This is a genomic window from Actinophytocola sp., assembly GCF_049647105.1.
GTDB lineage: Bacteria > Actinomycetota > Actinomycetes > Mycobacteriales > Pseudonocardiaceae > Actinophytocola.
Genome location: NZ_JBARWZ010000027.1, coordinates 67,566 through 84,821, shown reverse-complemented (window position 1 = coordinate 84,821; position 17,256 = coordinate 67,566). Strand labels below are relative to the sequence as shown.

At 70.3% G+C, this 17,256-nt stretch carries 16 protein-coding genes; 7 read left to right on the top strand and 9 right to left on the bottom strand.

Annotated features, from left to right (window positions below):
- Window positions 1-26 precede the first annotated feature (26 nt).
- The 4 genes from WBA97_RS04125 to WBA97_RS04110 form a co-directional block, all read right to left on the bottom strand.
- Window positions 27-593: a GNAT family N-acetyltransferase gene (locus WBA97_RS04125; protein WP_424229317.1), complete on the bottom strand. Its 567-nt coding sequence runs from the start codon at window positions 591-593 to the stop codon at window positions 27-29.
- Between the two features lie 20 nt (window positions 594-613).
- On the bottom strand, window positions 614-1,120 hold the full coding sequence (locus WBA97_RS04120; protein WP_424229316.1) for a PepSY domain-containing protein: 507 nt from the start codon (window positions 1,118-1,120) through the stop codon (window positions 614-616).
- A gap of 73 nt (window positions 1,121-1,193) precedes the next feature.
- Entirely contained in the window at window positions 1,194-2,459 is a 1,266-nt protein-coding gene (locus tag WBA97_RS04115) for a HAMP domain-containing sensor histidine kinase (RefSeq protein WP_424229315.1), read from the bottom strand.
- 1 nt (window position 2,460) lies between these two features.
- Window positions 2,461-3,144 carry a response regulator transcription factor gene (locus tag WBA97_RS04110; RefSeq protein ID WP_424229314.1) on the bottom strand — a complete coding sequence of 228 codons (684 nt, stop codon included), beginning with the start codon at window positions 3,142-3,144 and terminating at the stop codon, window positions 2,461-2,463.
- A 91-nt stretch (window positions 3,145-3,235) separates the two neighbouring features.
- Between WBA97_RS04110 and WBA97_RS04105 the strand changes: the two genes are divergently transcribed.
- Complete coding sequence (locus WBA97_RS04105) at window positions 3,236-3,667, top strand: hypothetical protein (RefSeq protein WP_424229313.1); 432 nt, start codon at window positions 3,236-3,238, stop codon at window positions 3,665-3,667.
- Here the strand turns inward: WBA97_RS04105 and WBA97_RS04100 are convergent.
- The 3 genes from WBA97_RS04100 to WBA97_RS04090 all read right to left on the bottom strand — a co-directional run bounded on the left by WBA97_RS04100 (window position 3,664) and on the right by WBA97_RS04090 (window position 7,113).
- On the bottom strand, window positions 3,664-4,371 hold the full coding sequence (locus tag WBA97_RS04100) for a Clp protease N-terminal domain-containing protein (protein WP_424229312.1): 708 nt from the start codon (window positions 4,369-4,371) through the stop codon (window positions 3,664-3,666). The genes WBA97_RS04105 and WBA97_RS04100 overlap by 4 nt on opposite strands.
- A 26-nt stretch (window positions 4,372-4,397) precedes the next feature.
- Window positions 4,398-5,480 (bottom strand): LLM class flavin-dependent oxidoreductase, encoded by a 1,083-nt coding sequence (locus WBA97_RS04095; RefSeq protein ID WP_424229311.1) that lies wholly within the window; start codon window positions 5,478-5,480, stop codon window positions 4,398-4,400.
- Between the two features lie 406 nt (window positions 5,481-5,886).
- Window positions 5,887-7,113, bottom strand: a complete 1,227-nt coding sequence (locus WBA97_RS04090; protein ID WP_424229310.1) for a helix-turn-helix domain-containing protein — start codon at window positions 7,111-7,113, stop codon at window positions 5,887-5,889.
- A gap of 198 nt (window positions 7,114-7,311) precedes the next feature.
- On the opposite strand from WBA97_RS04090, the gene WBA97_RS04085 reads away from it, so the two are divergent.
- Window positions 7,312-8,397, top strand: a complete 1,086-nt coding sequence (locus WBA97_RS04085; RefSeq protein WP_424229309.1) for a glycosyltransferase family 4 protein — start codon at window positions 7,312-7,314, stop codon at window positions 8,395-8,397.
- A 144-nt stretch (window positions 8,398-8,541) separates the two neighbouring features.
- A complete protein-coding gene (locus WBA97_RS04080) occupies window positions 8,542-9,378 on the top strand; it encodes a class II aldolase/adducin family protein (protein WP_424229308.1) in 837 nt (278 codons plus the stop codon).
- Between the two features lie 34 nt (window positions 9,379-9,412).
- Here the strand turns inward: WBA97_RS04080 and WBA97_RS04075 are convergent, their stop codons facing one another.
- Both WBA97_RS04075 and WBA97_RS04070 read right to left on the bottom strand, forming a co-directional pair.
- Window positions 9,413-9,574 carry a hypothetical protein gene (locus WBA97_RS04075; protein WP_424229307.1) on the bottom strand — a complete coding sequence of 54 codons (162 nt, stop codon included), beginning with the start codon at window positions 9,572-9,574 and terminating at the stop codon, window positions 9,413-9,415.
- Between the two features lie 150 nt (window positions 9,575-9,724).
- Complete coding sequence (locus tag WBA97_RS04070) at window positions 9,725-10,477, bottom strand: NUDIX hydrolase (RefSeq protein WP_424229306.1); 753 nt, start codon at window positions 10,475-10,477, stop codon at window positions 9,725-9,727.
- 249 nt (window positions 10,478-10,726) lie between these two features.
- On the opposite strand from WBA97_RS04070, the gene WBA97_RS04065 reads away from it, so the two are divergent.
- The 4 genes from WBA97_RS04065 to WBA97_RS04050 all read left to right on the top strand — a co-directional run bounded on the left by WBA97_RS04065 (window position 10,727) and on the right by WBA97_RS04050 (window position 17,253).
- Window positions 10,727-12,400 (top strand): ABC transporter transmembrane domain-containing protein, encoded by a 1,674-nt coding sequence (locus WBA97_RS04065; protein WP_424229305.1) that lies wholly within the window; start codon window positions 10,727-10,729, stop codon window positions 12,398-12,400.
- 97 nt (window positions 12,401-12,497) lie between these two features.
- A complete protein-coding gene (locus WBA97_RS04060) occupies window positions 12,498-14,246 on the top strand; it encodes an ABC transporter ATP-binding protein (protein ID WP_424229304.1) in 1,749 nt (582 codons plus the stop codon).
- A 39-nt stretch (window positions 14,247-14,285) separates the two neighbouring features.
- Window positions 14,286-15,329, top strand: coding sequence for a LacI family DNA-binding transcriptional regulator (locus WBA97_RS04055; RefSeq protein ID WP_424229303.1), 1,044 nt, complete (start codon window positions 14,286-14,288; stop codon window positions 15,327-15,329).
- An 85-nt stretch (window positions 15,330-15,414) separates the two neighbouring features.
- Complete coding sequence (locus tag WBA97_RS04050; protein ID WP_424229302.1) at window positions 15,415-17,253, top strand: GH39 family glycosyl hydrolase; 1,839 nt, start codon at window positions 15,415-15,417, stop codon at window positions 17,251-17,253.
- Window positions 17,254-17,256: the final 3 nt, after the last annotated feature.

Sequence of the window (17,256 nt, the reverse complement as noted above, 5' to 3'; positions counted from 1 at the left end):
GGACGTTAGCGTCCCGAAAGCGCCTTTCATGGCATCGAATACGACTTCCTGGCGGCCTGCCACGTGAATACCACCATCGGATCGTTCTCCCCCACCGAGAACTCGCACTCCTGCTGCCACCCTTCCTGCCGGTACAGGGTGGCGGCGGGCGCCTCGGGGTGGGTGGCGAGCCACGCGGCGGGCCAGTCCTCGACGTAGCGGGTGAGCAACGCGCGGCCGATGCCGCGCCGCTGGTGACCGGGGTCGACCATCAGCTCCGCCACGACCACCGCGGGCGCGACGAGCCGCCGGGCGATGGCCGGGGTGGCGGCGGTGGCCAGCGCGTCGTCGAACGGTGAGCCGGACGCCAGCTCCTGGCCGGCAGGCCAGCCGTAGACCACGCCGACGAGCTCGTCTCCATCGGCCACCACGACCCCGCCCGACCCGCTGTTGGCCATGTGTTGTCCGAGCCGGCCCTGAAAGGCCGCGAGCCGTTCCTCCGGCTCGTGCCACGGCGGCGAGGTGAAGCACTTCCGGTAGAGGCGTTCGAGCTGATGGCTGTACGCGGCCAACTCGAACGCGTTCACGGAGCGGACGGCGATGTCATGGCTCACGTCCGCAGGTTAACGCGGACTCAGTCGTCGTCGCGATCGCCTCCGTGGCGGTCGCCGCCGTGGTCGTCGCCGCCGTGGCGGCCGCTGTCGCTGTCATCGTCGCTGTCATCGTCGCCGTCGTCGTCCCGGTTGTCGTCCTGCTCGACGCGGGTGACGTCGCCGGTCGCGGCATCGACGCGGACGTCGTAGGTGATCCCGTCGCGTGCGGTGATCTCGACCTTCCACTCGAGCCTGCCGTGCTCCACCTCACGCTCGACCTCGTGGACCGTGCCGCCCATGCGCTCCTGCACGACCCGGGCCGCGTCGTTCGCGGACATGCCGCCGGGCGCGGGCGCGGCGCTCGACGAGGTCGGGGTGGTTTCCGAGGTCGACGAAGAAGTCGGCGTCGAAGAAGACGACGAGGTCGGGGGCGGGGCCGAGGTCGCGTCCGGCGACGGCTGGTCACCGGACGAGAGAGCGAACGCGGTGCCCGCGGTGACGGCCAGCGCCCCCGCGACGATGGCGCCGACGAGCAGTTTCCTGGTCATGTCGGTTCCTTCCGTTGCTGGTTGATGACAGCAACGGTGCCGCCGGGCGGCCTATCGGCGCGCTTCCCGACGGTTAACGCGGGCCTAAGAGCTCGACGACGACCCGCAGACCACCCGCGTCGGCACTCTCGAACCGCACCGTGCCACCCGTGCGCTCCGCCGCCCGCCGCACGATGTCGAGCCCGAGGCCGCTGGAGCCGGACCCGCTGACGCCACGCAGCAACGCGCGCCCACCTGGCAGTCCTGGGCCAGCGTCGTCGACGGTGAGCACCGCGCCATCCGGCCGCGCGGCGAGTGTCACGCGGAACGCCGTGCCATGCGGGGTGTGCGCGAACACGTTGCCCAGCAAGGCATCCACGCACGCCTCGAGGTCGGCGCGCGGTAACGCCACCGGCAGCGGGCCGGGCGTCACGTCGACGGTCAGGTCGCGTTCGGTGTCCTCGGCGAGCACCGCCCAGAACGCGACGCGGTCGGTGACGACCTCGGCCGCGTCGGCGACGGCCGGTGGGTCGCCGCGCCTGCGGGCCTGGTGGATCACGTCGGTGACCACCCGGTTGACGGCGTCGACGCGGGCGCCGATGCGTTCCGCCGCCTCGGGATCGCTCAACGCGTCCGCCTCCATCTTCAGCGAGGTCAGCGGCGTGCGGACGCGGTGGGACAGGTCGGCGATGGTCTCGCGTTCCTCACCGAGCAGACCGTCGATGCGGCCCGCGAGCCCGTTGAGGGCGGTCGCGACCACCCCCAGCTCACCCGGCGCGGACGTGTCCGCCCGCGCGTCCAGCTCACCTCTGCCCAGCCGGTGCGACACCGCCGCGAGGTCCACTGTGGACCGGACGAAGGTGCGGGCGAGCCGGTCCGCCACGAGCAGGCTCACGAGCAGCAGCGTGACGCCGAGCCCGCCGAGCAGCAGCCACGCACGCGGCACCCCGGCCGCCAGCTCGGCGTCGGACACGAACGTGCGGATCACCGCGGTCGGCTCGGTACCTCGGTCGACGGCGAACACGATCTCCCTGCCGCCGGGCACCTCACCGGACTGGCTGACCCCGCGCTCCGCGAGCGTGACCAGCGGCGACCGGGTGGCGGGCGCACCGAGCACGTCCCCGTCCAGGAACACGGTCACGTCGTAGACGGAGCTCGCGTCGACCTCCCGGACGCTCGCGGCGAGCGAGGGCCGGTCGGTGGTGGCGACGAACGAGGTCAGCGCCTGGGCCTCGACGGTGGCGCGCTGGACGGCTCGGTCGGCGGCGACGTTCTTCACCAGCAACGCGAGCGGCACGAGGAACGCCACCAGCACGAGCGTGGTGGTGGCCGCGACGAGCAGCAGTACGCGCCGCCGCACGTCATGCCTCCGGCGCCGCGAGCCGGACGCCGACGCCGCGGACCGCGTGCAGGTAGCGGGGTTGCTGCGCGGTCTCGCCGAGCTTGCGGCGCAGCCAGGACAGGTGGACGTCGACGGTCTTGTCGGCGCCGCCGTATGGCAACTGCCACACCTCGGTGAGCAGCTCGCGTTTCGACACCACCTCGCCCGCGCGCACGGCAAGGTGGTGGAGCAGGTCGAACTCGCGCGGCGTCAGCTCGAGGACCTGCTGGTCGAGCACCGCGCGGCGGGAGCGGGGGTCGACGGTGAGACCACCGACGATGACTGTCAGGTCGGCCTGTTCCTCGACGCCGCGACGCAGGACCGCGCGGATGCGGGCGTCGAGCTGCGCGATCCCGAACGGCTTCACCACGTAGTCGTCGGCGCCCGCGTCGAGGACGGCGACGATCTCGGCCTCGTCGTCGCGGGCGGTCGCGACGACGACGGGGACGTCGGAGACGCCGCGCAGCATCGCCAGCATGGCCGTGCCGTCGAGGTCGGGCAGCCCGAGGTCGAGCACGACGACGTCCGGGCGGGTGCTCACCGCCTGCTCGAGCCCGGCCATGGCGGTCGGCGCCGACACCACCGCGTGCCCCCGGTCGGTGAGCCCTCGGATGATCGACGACCGGATCGTCGCGTCGTCCTCGACGACGAGTACCTGGGCCATGAGTGCGACCGTAGCCGGTGTCCGGTGCCGAGTCGTGCGCGATAGGGGCACGTTAGGAGGGTCTTAACCATCGGATGGGCATACTGGCGTGGTGCGTCTGACGACCGGGTTCGTGCTGTGGTTGGTGGCCGCCGCGGCCGCGACCGCGGTCGGCCTGGCCGCCGTGGCCGCCATCGGGACCGACATCTTCGGCGCCGGGCAGGACCCGCTGAGCCAGTCCGAAGTGGACGAGCTGCTGACGAGCCAGTCGCGGACCTCGCCTGCTCCGCCGTCGTCGTCGGCACCCCCTCCACCGCAGGACACGACGACGGCGACCGTTGGCGGCACGGTGATCTCCCGGTGCGAGGCCGGTCTCGTGCGCATCATGTCGGCGAGTCCCGCGCAGAATTATGGCGTGGACTCCGACGACGACGAGCTCGACGATCACCCGTCGGTGAAGTTCTTCTCCGGCGAGCGGGAGATCGAGGTGCGGCTGCGGTGCGTTGGCGACACGCCGACCGCCACGATCCGCGACGATGACTAGGTCAGCCCCGCTTGCTCCTCCAGGCGGTCCAGGCGGCGCAGCACCGGCTCCAGTGCCTTGCCCACGGCCGTGGTGAGCGCGGCCGCGCCGCCCTGGTTTGCCTGCAGGTGCACGTAACCCGCGAGTGCCGCCGACACCACCTGCCGTACCTGGCGGGCCTCCGCGCCCAGTCCGCGCAGCACCTGACCCGCGGTCCCGTCCGGTTCCGCGACCAGGCCGAGCAGCAGGTGCTCGCAGCCGACGTAGTTGTGGCCCAGCGTCAGTGCCTCCAGCACGGTCAGCTCCAGCGCGTTCGCCGCGGTCACGCCGAACCGCGCCGCGGCCCCTTCCGAGGACGACGGAGATGGCGGCGGCAGCTCGCCAAGGACCTTCGCCGGGTCGATGTCGATCGCGCGCAGTACGCGCAGTGCCAGGTTGCTGCCTTCCTCGATCATGCCGCGCAGCAGGTCACGCGTCCCCACCTCCGCCGCGCCTCTGGCGCGAGCCGCCGTGATCGCCAGGTTCAGCACGTCCTTGGCACGCTGGGTGAACGACGTGAGCGCCGCCGTCGGGTCGGTGCCGGTCAGGTCGCCGACGGCGCGGATCGCGGTCACCCGCTTCACCGACTGCTCCAGGGCACGCTGGCAGATCGCGGAGACCGGCAGGCCGGTGTCCTTCACGCTCTCGGCGAGGTCGTCCGGGAGGTACACGTTAATCTTGGGCATGACCCCATGTATACCCCTTTAACGGGTTATACGACAAGCAGCGGGCGCACCCCTTCGCCGAACCAGTACGCCTCCTCCAGGTGCGGGTAGCCGGAGAAGATGAACTCCTCGATCCCGATCGCGTGGTACTCCGCGATCCGCTCGGCCACCTCCTTGTGGCTGCCGACCAGCGCCGTGCCCGCCCCGCCACGCACGAGTCCCACGCCGGCCCACAGGTTCGGATAGATCTCCAGCGAGTGCGCGTCACCGCCGTGGGCGCCGCCGTGCAGCGCCACCATCCGCCGCTGCCCCTCCGACTCGCTCGCCGCCAGCTGTTCCTGCGCCTTGCGGACCTGCGCCGGGTCCAGCGCGTCCAGCAGCTTCTGCGCCTCCCGCCACGCTTCCTCCGACGTGTCACGGGAGATCGTGTGCAGGCGGATGCCGAACCGGATCTCCCGGTCGCCCGCCAGCGCGCGTACCTTCGCGATCTTCTCCGCCACCTGCGCGGGCGGCTCGCCCCACGTCAGGTACACGTTCGCGTGCCTGGCCGCGACCGGCAGCGCGGCAGGCGACGAACCGCCGAAGTAGATGTCCGGCAACGGATCGGGCGGCGCGATCGCCGTGGCGCCCTCGACCGACAGGTGCTCGCCCGCGAAGTCGAACGGCTCGCCGCTCCACACACCACGCACGATCGACAGGAACTCGTCGGTGCGGGCGTAACGCGCGTCGTGGTCGTGGAAGTCGCCGAAACGGCGCTGTTCCACCGAGTCGCCGCCGGTCACGATGTTGAGCAGCAGCCTGCCATCCGAGATCCGCTGGTAGGTGCCCGCCATCTGCGCGGCCAGCGTCGGCGAGATGACGCCCGGCCGGAAGGCGACCAGGTACTTCAGCGTCGTCGTCTCGCGGATCAGCGCGGCCGTGGTGAGCCACGCGTCCTCGCACCACGTGCCGGTCGGGGTCAGCACGCCCTCGAACCCGAGCTGTTCCGCCGCCCGCGCGACCTGTGCCAGGTAGTCGATGCCCGGCTTGCGTGCTGCGGCCGGACCGAGGGAACGGTTGGCGTGGAAGCGCTCGACGATCGTGCGGCCGTCGCCGGTGGTGGGCAGGAACCAGTGCAGGCGAATGGTCATGGCCTCATCCGTTCCAGAAGTTCCAACGTGGACACACAGTCACTCCTCGACATACCGGGATGGCGCGGCAAAGCTGTTGCCGCGCAAGGGAGTGGACGAAGGAAGGGCTAAGGCCCCGTCCAGCGGGGACACGCCTGGGCGCAGACCCGGACGAAGTCGACGTGACGTCGCTTGGTCAGAGCTGGGGTCATGTCTTGCATCGCAACACCCCGCGGACCCGTGGTCAACGGTGTGGGAAAAGCGTCCACAACGTGGAAACCACGCGGGCGACGTGTCCGGGTTGGCGGCAGAACTGGTTAAGTGGAAGTCGTCGGTCCTGCGAGCCTGCTTCTCGGTCCGTACCAATTGTTGACGGAAGCGCCCAGGCCCCAACGCATAGGTTGCGTCCAGGCTGAAATACGTCGCGCTAGTCGGGGGTTAGGATCGATCGTAGTCTGTGGACGTCGGGGGTTTGCGGGTGACTGGTGATTAGGTTGGTTGCCAGCGTTCGGATTGCGGGCCGGTTGACGACTTCGCCTGGTATTTGGCGGTAGGCTGCGGTCAGTGCTTTAGCGGATTGATCGGGACGGCCGTGTAGCCACCAGGCGTTGGCGAGGTCGGCGAAGAGGCGTGCGCGTCGTTCGGCGGTGGGGAACATGGTGGGGTGCAGCGTGCGGGCGGCTTCGAGTGCCGCTGCTGAGTCCCCGAGTGCGTTGTGCATGCTGACCTTGTAGAGCTGGACCTGCTTGGGAGTGAGCGCGGTGGCGTTGACCGGCGTCGCCGCGCAGCGGGGTTGCGGCGGAAGCAGTCGCAGGGCTTGGTCGGCGTCGCGGGTCAGTTCGCTTGCGCGGTCGTGATCGCCGGATCGGGCGGCGGCGTAAGCAGTGGAGCAGAGCATCTGGACGAACATTGTCCGTTCGTCTGGGGTGTTCAGTCCGGACTTCTCGATCTCGGTGATCGCGTCGAGATTGACTCGTTGCGCGAGGTCGGCGAGTTGTTGATGGCGCAGTACGATGCTCAGTGCGCGGGTAGCTGTTGCAATCGTAACCGGTGATTCGGCGTGTCGTGCGTAGATGACGGCTCGGTCGGCGGTCAAGCGGCTTGAGTCGTGGCTGCCCAGTTTCGACAGGATGTGGGTGGCCAGCTCGTAACTGGAAGCGAGCGTAGCCCAGGAGTGTGGGGTGCCGGTCGACTCTGCGTGCTGGTGACCGGCGGCCAGTAGGTCGGGCAGGTTCGTCACGAGGTCGGTGTGTCGGCCTTTGTCGTAGAGGGCACGGCAACGGTCTAGGTGGTCGGCCGCGGCCGTCGCGGAAACCGGGCCAGGGGGGTCGGGCATCAGGGTGAGAGACTCGTCGAGTCGCGCCAGTGCCCAGACTGGCACCGACAGTCCTGCCATGGCGAGGAACTGTCGTCGATGCATATCGCTCCCTCCGCTGTCCGGGTCGGGACGCGGAGGAACGTTACCGATTCCTAGTTGCCAGAGATCGACGTCGTAGCACTTGGCGAGGTCGAGCAGCGTGTTGAGTTCGATTGGACCGCCGTTCTCGATCCGCGAGATCGCTGACCCGGAGTATCCCGTGCGAGCGCCTGCCTCGGTTTGTGTCAGGCCGCGTCGTAGCCGCGCGTCTCGCAGAGCTTTCCCTACTGCTTGCATGGCCACCTCTCCGGCAAACCGGCCTGGCTTTAGCGCACAACCGGGTTGTTGGCAAGACGGTTCCCGTAACTCGCACGTCGTTCGCGCGGAGCGGGCGGGACGTCCCGAAACACCGTAATTGACGTTTCACTGTCAGTGCACAAGTAACCGGAGTGAATTCGGAGGCGTCGGATGATTCCGCACGTGATCTTGACGTGGGTGACCACCGCGCGGGGTGGCGCGGAGGATTCTGTGATCGAGTTGGCGACAAATCTGGCGCGGCTGGTGCCAGCGGTTGAGGTGATTTGGTGGCGCAGAGATGGCCCGCCTGCTTCTGATGCTGGGAATGCTCAAGTCCACGAGGTGGCATCCTGGAGCGAGTATCAGCACACGCTCACCCGGGCGTGCTCTGTAGAGCGCGACCGGCAGATGGTTGTGATTTCGAGCCATCGCACGGTTGCCGCCGACGTAACGCTTGTACCACACGCGCGGGTCATCCCCGTTGTTCGCCATGTGGTCGACGCCGAGCAGACGTTACGGGTGATCGATCCGGCGAGCGGTGACTTGGTCGAGCGCACAATCGCCAACCTGCCATGGGAGCTACTGGTCACGGTACCGGTCTGGGTGGGGATTTCACATGCCTCAGCGACGGCGTTGCGGCACCATGCTCCGCGCGCTCGGCACGTCGTCGCCATCCCGAACGGTGTCCGCATTCCGGCCGTGGTGCCAGCCCGCGCCCGACCCAAGACGGGACGGCTGCTGCTGCTGGCGACGGTGGCGCGGACGGTGCCGTGGAAGCGACTGGACACCCTGGTGCATGCAGTCGCCGACCCCCGGCTGCGCATCGCGACCCAGCTGGACGTGTTCGGCGAGCCGGGTTCCCACCAGCCCGATCTGGAGCGCTTGGTGGCTGAACTGGACGCGCCGGTCCGGTTTCTTGGTCACGTGGATGACCTACCGCACCAGCTGGCGGGGTATGACCTGCTGGTCACCGCCGCCGTGCAGGAAGGGTTCGGGCGCGGGGTGATCGACGCGGCCGGCGTGGGCGTTCCCGCGCTGGTTCCGACGGCCGGCGCCAGTCCGGAACTGGTCATCGACGGGCTCACCGGCCGGGTGTATGACCCGGATAAGCCTGCCGCGCTCGTCGAAGCGTTGCTCGAAGCCGCGCTAGATCGGGCGCCGTTGGTCCGCATGGGCAGATCCGCGCGGGCGCTGGCCGACGCCTGGTACACGCCCGGCCGGTGCGCCGCCCAGTACCTGGAGCTGCTGTTGGACCGGCAGGCCACGCCGTTGGCGGCGGCATGAACCCGGCGTGACCGCTACTGGGTGACGTGCTCCAGCTCAGCGACGCCCGCACACCGATCCGACCGCGTGGATTCCCGCTGGCAGCACCGTACGTCCACCCAACACCACCAGCACGTACCACATCACTACGGAAGGAGCGTTGTCATGCGCTACCAATCGCACCGTCAGCACCTGACCCGGGTCGTCGAGGACCTGATTGCCTGGGAGGCCCTCAACCCGGCCGGCGGTGCCGTGTCAGTGCGACTGCCGGACGGGAACATCCTGATGTCCCGCACCCGGATCGCGTTCGACCGATGGAAGCCCACCGTGCGTGACTTCATCGTCCTCGACCCGAACGGCCGGATCGTCGAGCAAACGGGTGGGCTTGGTGCGTCCGGCACCCCGATGCACCTGGACCTGTACCGACTGCTGCCCAAAGCAGGCGCGATCGTGCACGCCCACGCCCCGTACACGCTGGCATTCGCGTCACTGGGAATTCCAGTGCCAAGCGTCATCAACCGCGCCGACATGTTCGGCAACGTCCCCTGCCTGCACGCCGACGACACCACGGTCAAAGCCCGCTACCTGGCCAACCCGACGCCGCTGGACCTGCCGGAGGGCATGGAGCAACGCGGGGACGTCGCTGCCATCAGCCTGCTCGAATACCGACCCCAACTCGAGGACATGATCGCCCCGCGCGCCGCCGAGATGGAACGGCACGGTCTCGCGTTCACCCTTTACCGCCATGGCGCGTTCACCGTTGGCCGGGAGATGGAGGAGACCGTCGATCTGATGCTGCGCCTGGAGGAATCTGCTCGCACGGCGCTGCTTCAAGCCCAGTTGACCGGCGGCATCGTCTACCCCAACCGCCTCTACAGCACGGAGACGGTCTCTGTCGGCGAAGCCGCGCCACCGCCAGCACATTCTGTGACCGCGAGCACGGAAGTAAGCGCGTCGGAGACCGCCGAGGCTGCGTCCGTGGCGGGCCCCAGCCAGCGATGACTCAACCGATGACGAAGCGGATACTGGCAGCGGATCAGCACTCGTCATCCCGGACCTGCGCGCCGGATTCGGTTACGTCCTCGCCGCGCTCGTCGCCGAGGGCACCAGCACCATCACCGGCACCCGCTACCTCGAACGCGGCTACGAACAGCCCGTAGCCAAACTCGCTGCGGTCGGCGCACACCTCAGCACTCAACCAGCCTGACCATGCACGGGTTGCCCGCCCCTGTAGGGGGCCGGGCAGGCCATTCATGATGGGGCCAGTCATGCGGTCTCCACGCCGGTCCCGGGCGGGAAGGCTTTAAGGCAGGCAACCCGACATCGTCGACAACCAACCCCCACAGTGTCAACTGGACTGCGAAATCGAGTCCAGGTAGTGGCGGACAACCTGAATCGACGAATCCGCGTACGGGCCGCCCAGCTCCGCCAGCTCATGAATCGATGCCACGGTCATCACATCGTCGAATTCCGGTGTGCGACCGGCGGCAACTTCACGAGCCTTGAGTGCGGCGAACCGATCACGGACCTCATTTTCCGGAAGCGCGGGTGCACGGAAAATGACTCCGACATTGCCCCCGGATGTGCGCGTGACCATGCAGAGCTTGAGCCTCGCCGAGGACGCGGTGATGCCCGTCTCCTCCGCCAGTTCGCGTGCTGCCTCACGTGCCAACCAGGTGTCGTCCCCATCGCCGGCCGGATCGGCAGATGGCTCGGCCACACCACCGGGAAGCTGCACCCGACCCGCCACCGCCGTAGCCGACGACGTCCGCCCGACCAACAAGCCACCCTCCACAGTCGGCTGGACAACGGCCGCAAACACACAAGGGGCCGTCTGCACGCCAGGAACTCGGCGCAACGAGAAGTACCGGTAGCTCACGGGCGCCCACACCAAGGTCAGCACTGATGTCGCCGGCTGGTGTTCAAACTCCACGCACACCACAGCAGGACCGTCGTACAAAGCCGGGTTGGCCCGGATCGCCTCATCCCACGCGCGATCCATAGCCCTCCGCTCGTCCGCTGACAGCACCGGCGGCCGGGTCCGCACCAGCCGGAGCCGGCCGGGTTCGAACACCTCAACAGGTTTGGACGACCACAGCATGCCGGTCGCCGACCTCCCTTCGCGTCACGTCACGTCACGACCATCGCAGTTGGCACCACGGCATCGCGCTACACGATCGTCAACGATCAGCACAGCGTCCAGCATCTGACCAGACACAACGACACCGGGTCCGATGGATCCCGGTGTCGTTGTCGGGTTGAGCCTTCGTCCCAGACAGCTGGAGCGCCACCGCACTTTCCTGCCTGCGACCCCTCCAGTTTAGGGTTACCTAACACCTGGAGGGGGACCATGACAGCACTGACCGGCGGAGGACTGCTCCTCCGCTCGTTCCGGCGGCACCGCGGCCGCCTGAGCGCGGCGACCGCGCTGCTCTGCGGGCACCAGGCGGCGGAAACCCTGGTCCCCGTCCTGATCGGCGTGACCATCGACCAGGCCGTGAGCACCGGCGACACCACGCGAATCCTGCTGTGGCTCGCCGTGCTGGCCGCGCTTTTCACCAGCCTCACGATCTGCTGGCGCTTCGGCGCGCGGCTCGGTGTGGTGGCGCAGCAACGGGAGACCCACCAACTGCGCATCGAGGTGGTGTCGCGAGTGCTCGACCCGCGCGGCCACCGCACCGGGCAGCGGGCAGGCGAGATCATGCAGATCGCGACGTCCGACGCCGAACGCGCCATGTCCGCGATGCACGCGACCGCGCTCGTGCCCGCGGCGGCCACCGCACTCACCGTCGCCGCCGTCTCGCTGCTCACGATCAACGTCCCGCTCGGGTTGGCCGTGCTCGTCGGGGTGCCGGTGCTGGTCGCGATACTGCAAATGCTCGGGCCACTGCTCACCCGCCGTGCCGCCGCCGCGCAGGAGGCCGCTGGCCACACCACCGCGCTGGCGACCGACCTCGTGCGCGGGGTCCGCGCGCTGCGCGGCATCGGCGCGCAGGACAGCGCCGCCACCGCCTACCGCCGCTCCAGCCGCACCACGCTGGCGGCGAGCCTGCGTGCGGCCACCACCAACGGCGTCTACCAGGGCACGTCGGCCGCGGTCAGCGGGCTGTTCCTCGCGGCGGTGGCGGGTTTCGCGGGCTGGCTGGCGGTCGAGGGCACGATCACGATCGGCGAGCTGATCACGGTCGTCGGGCTCGCCCAGTTCATCGCGGAGCCGGTGCGCCTGCTCGCCATCGCGGGCCAGCTGCTCGCGAACGCCCGCGCGTCGGCGAGCAGGGTGGCCGCGCTGCTGTCCGCGCCGACAGTGCTGACGCCGGGCACCCGCACCGGCCCGCTCCCCGACCGGGGGGTCACCATCGACGGCGTCACCTACCGCACGCTGACCGGGCTCGACCTCGCGGTCGGACCGGGCGAGACGCTCGGTGTGGTCGGCTACGAGCAACGCGACTGCGACGCGCTCGTCGACCTGCTGTCGGGCACGGTGCCGCCGGACGAGTACGAGGGCACGATCACGATCGGCGGGGTACCCGCGACGGAGCTCGAACTCGCCACCGGCAGGCGTGAGGTGCTGGTCGAGCACCATGACGTGGCGTTGTTCGAGGGCACACTGCGCACGAACCTCATGTCCGACGAGCCGTCCGGCGCCCTCCGCGCCGCCGCCGCGGAGGACATCGTGGCCGCGCATCCCGACGGCCTCGACCATCCCGTCGCCGACCGCGGCATCACGTTGTCGGGCGGGCAGCGCCAGCGCATCGGGCTCGCCCGCGCGCTCGCCGCGGCACCGCCGGTACTGGTGCTGCGCGACCCGACCACGGCGGTGGACGCCATGACCGAGGAGCGGATCGCCCACGGCATCGCGGAGTTGCGCGGCGACGCGAGCACCGTGCTGATCACGTCGAGTCCCGCGTTGCTGGCGGTCGCCGACCGCGTGGTGGTCATCGCCGACGGCAAGGTGGTCGCGACCGGCACCCACACCGAGTTGTCCGAAGTGGACGCTCGCTACCAGGAGGCGGTGCTCCGGTGAGCGGAGCTTGCGGAGCGAAACAGACAATGCAGAGCGGAGCTTGCGTAGCGAAACAGACAATGCTGGGCGGGCCGCTCGGAGCCTGCGAGGAGCGGTCGTGAGCGAGCTGCTTCCCGTTGCCTCCGCGCGGCGCACCGCGGCCGCCCTGTGGACCGAGGTCCGTGCGCTGCCCGCGCTGGGCGTTCTGACCGGGCTCACGGCCGTCGCCGCGAGCGCGGCCGGGCTCGTCGCGCCCTGGGTGCTCGGCGACCTCGTCGACGACATCGCGGCAGGCGCGGACCGCGGCGACATCCTCACCTCGGCCACGATCATCGGCGTCGCCGCGCTGCTGACCGGCGTGCTGGCCGGCCTGGCCGCGGTCCTGATCGCGCGGCTCGGCGAGACGGTCCTCGCGCGGCTGCGCGAACGCGTCCTCGACCGCACGCTGCACCTGCCCGCACCGACCCTCGACAAGGTCTCCTCCGGCGACCTGCTGTCGCGGGTCGGCGACGACGTGTCGGTGGTGACGTCCGCGATCAGCCAGACCGGTCCGACGCTCGTGGCCGCGCTGCTGACCGTCGTGCTCACCGCGGGCGGCATGTTCGCGCTCGACTGGCGCCTCGGCCTCGCCGGGCTCGCGGCCGCGCCGTTCTACGTGCTCGCGGTCCGCTGGTACCTGCCGCGCTCGGGTCCGTTCTACGCCAAGGAAAGGGTCGCGATCGGCGACCGCGCGCAGGCCATGGTCTCCGCGCTGCAGGCGGCGCCGACGGTGCGTGCCTACCGGCTCGAGGACGAGCACACGGCCGCGATCAACGACCGTTCCCGCGCCGCGATGGACCTGTCGATCGGGGTGTTCCGGCTGTTCACGCGGCTGGTCGCGCGGATGAACCGGTCCGAGTTCGTCGGTCTGTCCGCGATCCTCGCGACCGGGTTCCTGCTGGTGCGCGCGGATCTGGTGACCGTGGGTGCGACGACCGCGGCGGCACTGTACTTCCACCGGCTGTTCAACCCGGTCGGCGCGCTGATCATGGAGTTCGACGAGGTGCAGGCGGCGGGGGCGAGCCTCGCGCGGCTCGTGGGGGTCGCGGACCTCGACCCGCCGAAGCGACCGACGCGGGTGCGCGAGCCGTCCGACGGGACGCTCGCGCTGGCCGGGATCGCCCATCGCTACGAGGAACCGCTCGTACTGGACGACGTGTCGGTGACCGTACCCGCCGGGACGCGGCTCGCGGTCGTGGGGACGACCGGCGCGGGCAAGACGACCCTCGCTGGCATCGCGGCGGGGTTGCTGGCCCCGGAGCGCGGCACGGTCACGCTCGGCGGTGTGCCGGTCGGCGAATTGGACCGGGCCCGGCACCTCGCGATGCTGAGCCAGGAGGTGCACGTGTTCTCCGGGCCGCTGGTCGAGGACCTGCGGCTCGCGAAACCCGACGCGACCGAGGAGGAGGTCTGGGCGGCCCTCGCAGTGGTAGGCGCGGACGGCTGGGCGCGGGCGCTGGAGTCCGGGGTGGACACCGTGGTCGGCGAGAGCGCGCACGCACTCACGGCCGCGCAGGCGCAGCAGGTGGCGCTGGCGCGGCTGGTGCTGGCCGACCCGACGGTCGCGATCCTCGACGAGGCCACCGCGGAGGCGGGCAGCGCCGGTGCGCGCGACCTGGAACGGGCCGCGCTCGCCGCCACCGAGGGCCGCACGACGGTGATCGTGGCGCACCGGCTGACACAGGCGGTGATGGCGGACCGGATACTGGTGCTGGACCACGGGAGGGTGGTCGAGAACGGCACGCACGACGAACTGGTCGCCGCCGGGGGCCGGTACGCGGAGCTGTGGCGCTCATGGCATGTTGCCGACCTGGGGGTCCAGCGGTAGCTTGATCCTTTGAATGCGCTTACATGCAGGAGGTCGCTGGTGGGGGCACCGACGGTGTACGACGTCGCCGAGCGGGCGAACGTCTCGATCGCGACCGTGTCCCGGGTGTATCGCAACCCGGACACGGTCCGCCAGCAGACGCGCGACCGGGTGCTGGCGGCGGCGCGCGAGCTGGGTTACGTGCCGAGCGGCAACGCCCGCGGCCTCGCCTCCCGCAGCACCGGCGTGCTGGGCCTGTGCTTCCCGGACTACGCGGACCCCGACCTCGATGACGACGACGCCGAGCAGACCCTGTACGCCGACGAGATCACCCGCGGCATGGAGCGGGCGGCTCGGCGGCACGGGTACGCGCTGCTGATCGCCGCGTCGCTGGCCGGTGGCCCGGAGAGCCTGGTCGCGTCGGTGGCCGGGCGGGTCGACGGGTTCGCGGTGCTGGCCCGCACCGTCGCCATCGAGGACCTGGAGCTGATGTCGCGGCGGCTGCCGGTGGTGATGATCGCCGGGCCGCGCGAGATCGACCACCTCGATCACCTCGAGGTCGCGAACCTCGACGGCGAGTTCGCGCTGACCACGCATCTGATCGCCGACCACGGCCTGCGCAGGCTCGCGTTCGTCGGCGGCGGCGACGACTCCCCCGACGCACAGGCTCGCTTCGCCGGGTTCCAGCAGGCGTTGCGGGCGGCGGACCTGCCGGTCCCGCCCGAGCCGGACGCGCGGGGTGACTTCACCCAGGCCGGTGGCCGCGAGGCCGCGCGCCGGCTGCTGGAGCGGGGCACCCGGCCGCAGGCGATGGTGTTCGCGAACGACCAGATGGCGGTCGGCGCGCTGGACGTGCTGGAGCGCAAGGGTGTGCGGGTGCCAAAGGACGTGGTGGTCGCCGGCTTCGACGGCATCCCGCTCGGCCGGGTCGTCCGGCCAAGCCTCACGACGGTGACCCAGCCGATGCGCCGCCTCGGCGAGACCGCGGTGGACCTGCTGGTCGAGCGCCTGGCCGACCCGGAGCGCGAGCCACGCTCGGTGATGCTCCCGGTCACGCAGACCCGGCGGGCGAGCTGCGGCTGCCCCGACCCGGCGCCGCGCTGATCCCCTCGGCTCCCTTGCGACGGTTCCGCGACCCACCTAGTGTATGCGCTTACAGGGAGCGCTTACATCGCCAAGGGGGCCGCTTGTGACCGACACGACCGCACGTCAGGACTGGGAACGGCGCATCGGTCTGCCCAGCACCGAACCCACCGGCAGGCCGCTGACCGGCATCAGCGAGCTGCCGCCGCCGTCCGGGCTCACGGCGACGCCCGGCACCGCGCTCGTGCACCTCGAATGGCAGCCGGTCGACGGCGCGCTCGGCTACCTCGTGCACCGTGCCACCAGCGCCGACGGCCCGTTCACGCCGCTCGACCACCTCGGCGGCGACGTGCTCGCGGTCCCCTGCCCGCCCTACGCCGACACGATGGTCGAGCCGGGTGCCACCTACCACTACAAGGTCGCCACCTGGAGCGACAGCGGGGCGGGTGCGCTGTCCGACGCCGTGACCGCGGCACCGGATGGTGGCACCGGCGCGGTCACCGTCGCCGTCGACGCCGCCGCGACCCCCACCCCGCTGCCCGACGTGTGGCGCCGCATGATCGGCGCCGAGCACTTCTCGCTCCTGATCTGGGACAAGCCCGGCGCGGGCGGGTCGGACGTGGCCGCCGAGTACGCCGAGGCGCTGCGGATCATGAAGGACGAGCTTGGGGTGCGCACCGTCCGCGCGCACGGCACGTTCCTGCCGGAGACCGTGACCGTCGACGCGGACGGCGGCTTCGACTTCGCCGGACTCGACGAGGTCTACGACCGTTTCCTCGCGACCGGCCTCAAGCCGGTCGTCGAGCTGTCCTTCATCCCGAGGGAACTCACCAAGGACCCGGACTACACCGTCTTCGAGTACCGGGCGCAGGTGTCCGTGCCGCGCGAGTGGGAGCGCTGGGGCGAGCTGGTGCGCGCCCTGACCGTCCACCTGCGCGAGCGCTACGGCGCCGACGAGGTCGCGACCTGGGAGTTCGAGGTCTGGAACGAGGCCAACCTCGAGGTGTTCTGGAACGGCACCCAGGACGACTACCACCGCCTGTACGAGATCGCCGTCCGCGAGATCAAGGCCGTCGACGAGCGCATCCGCGTCGGCGGCCCGTCCTCGGCCGCGGCAGGCTGGGTCGGCGCGCTGCTGGAGCACTGCCGCGAACACGACGTGCCGGTCGACTTCGTCTCGACCCACACCTACGGCAACGCGCCACTGGACATGCGGCCGCTGACCAGCTCGTTCGCGGCGGCGACCGGCAAGCCGGAGCCGGAGATCCTGTGGACCGAGTGGGGCGTCACGCCGACGCACTTCCACCGCGTCAGCGACTCGGTGTTCTCCGCGCCGTTCGTGCTGCACGGCATGAAGAGCGCGCTCGCCTCCACCGACTGCCTCGCGTACTGGGTGTGCTCCGACCAGTTCGAGGAACTGGGCTGGCCGCCCCGGCTGCTGCACGGCGGGTTCGGCCTGCTGACCGTCGGCAACCTGCGCAAGCCGCGGTTCTGGGCGCTGTACCTGCTGTCGCGGCTGGCAGGCGGCCGGATTCCCGCCACGTGCGCAGGCGACGGCGGCGAGTCGCTCGTCGAGGCACTGGCGACGCGCGCCGATGACAGCGTGGATGTGCTGGTGTGGAACGGAACCCTCGATCAGTCCAAGATAGACGGTGCGGCGGAGCTGGCCAGGGCCGTGACGGTGACGGTGTCCGGTCTCGCGCCAGGCACGTACGCCGTCGAGTCGGCGCGCGTCGACGAGGAGCACGCGAACATCGGCCGCGTGTGGCGGGAAATGGACGGCGGCGACTGGCCGACCGCTGAGGAGTGGGCCACGTTGCGCTCCTCCGACGAGCTCCCGATCGAGTACCTTGCGAAGGTGGCGGTCGGCGACGATGGTGTCGCTTCGGTCGCCGTCGAGCTACCCATGCCCGGGATCCGGTCGCTGCGACTGACCCGGCAGTAAAGC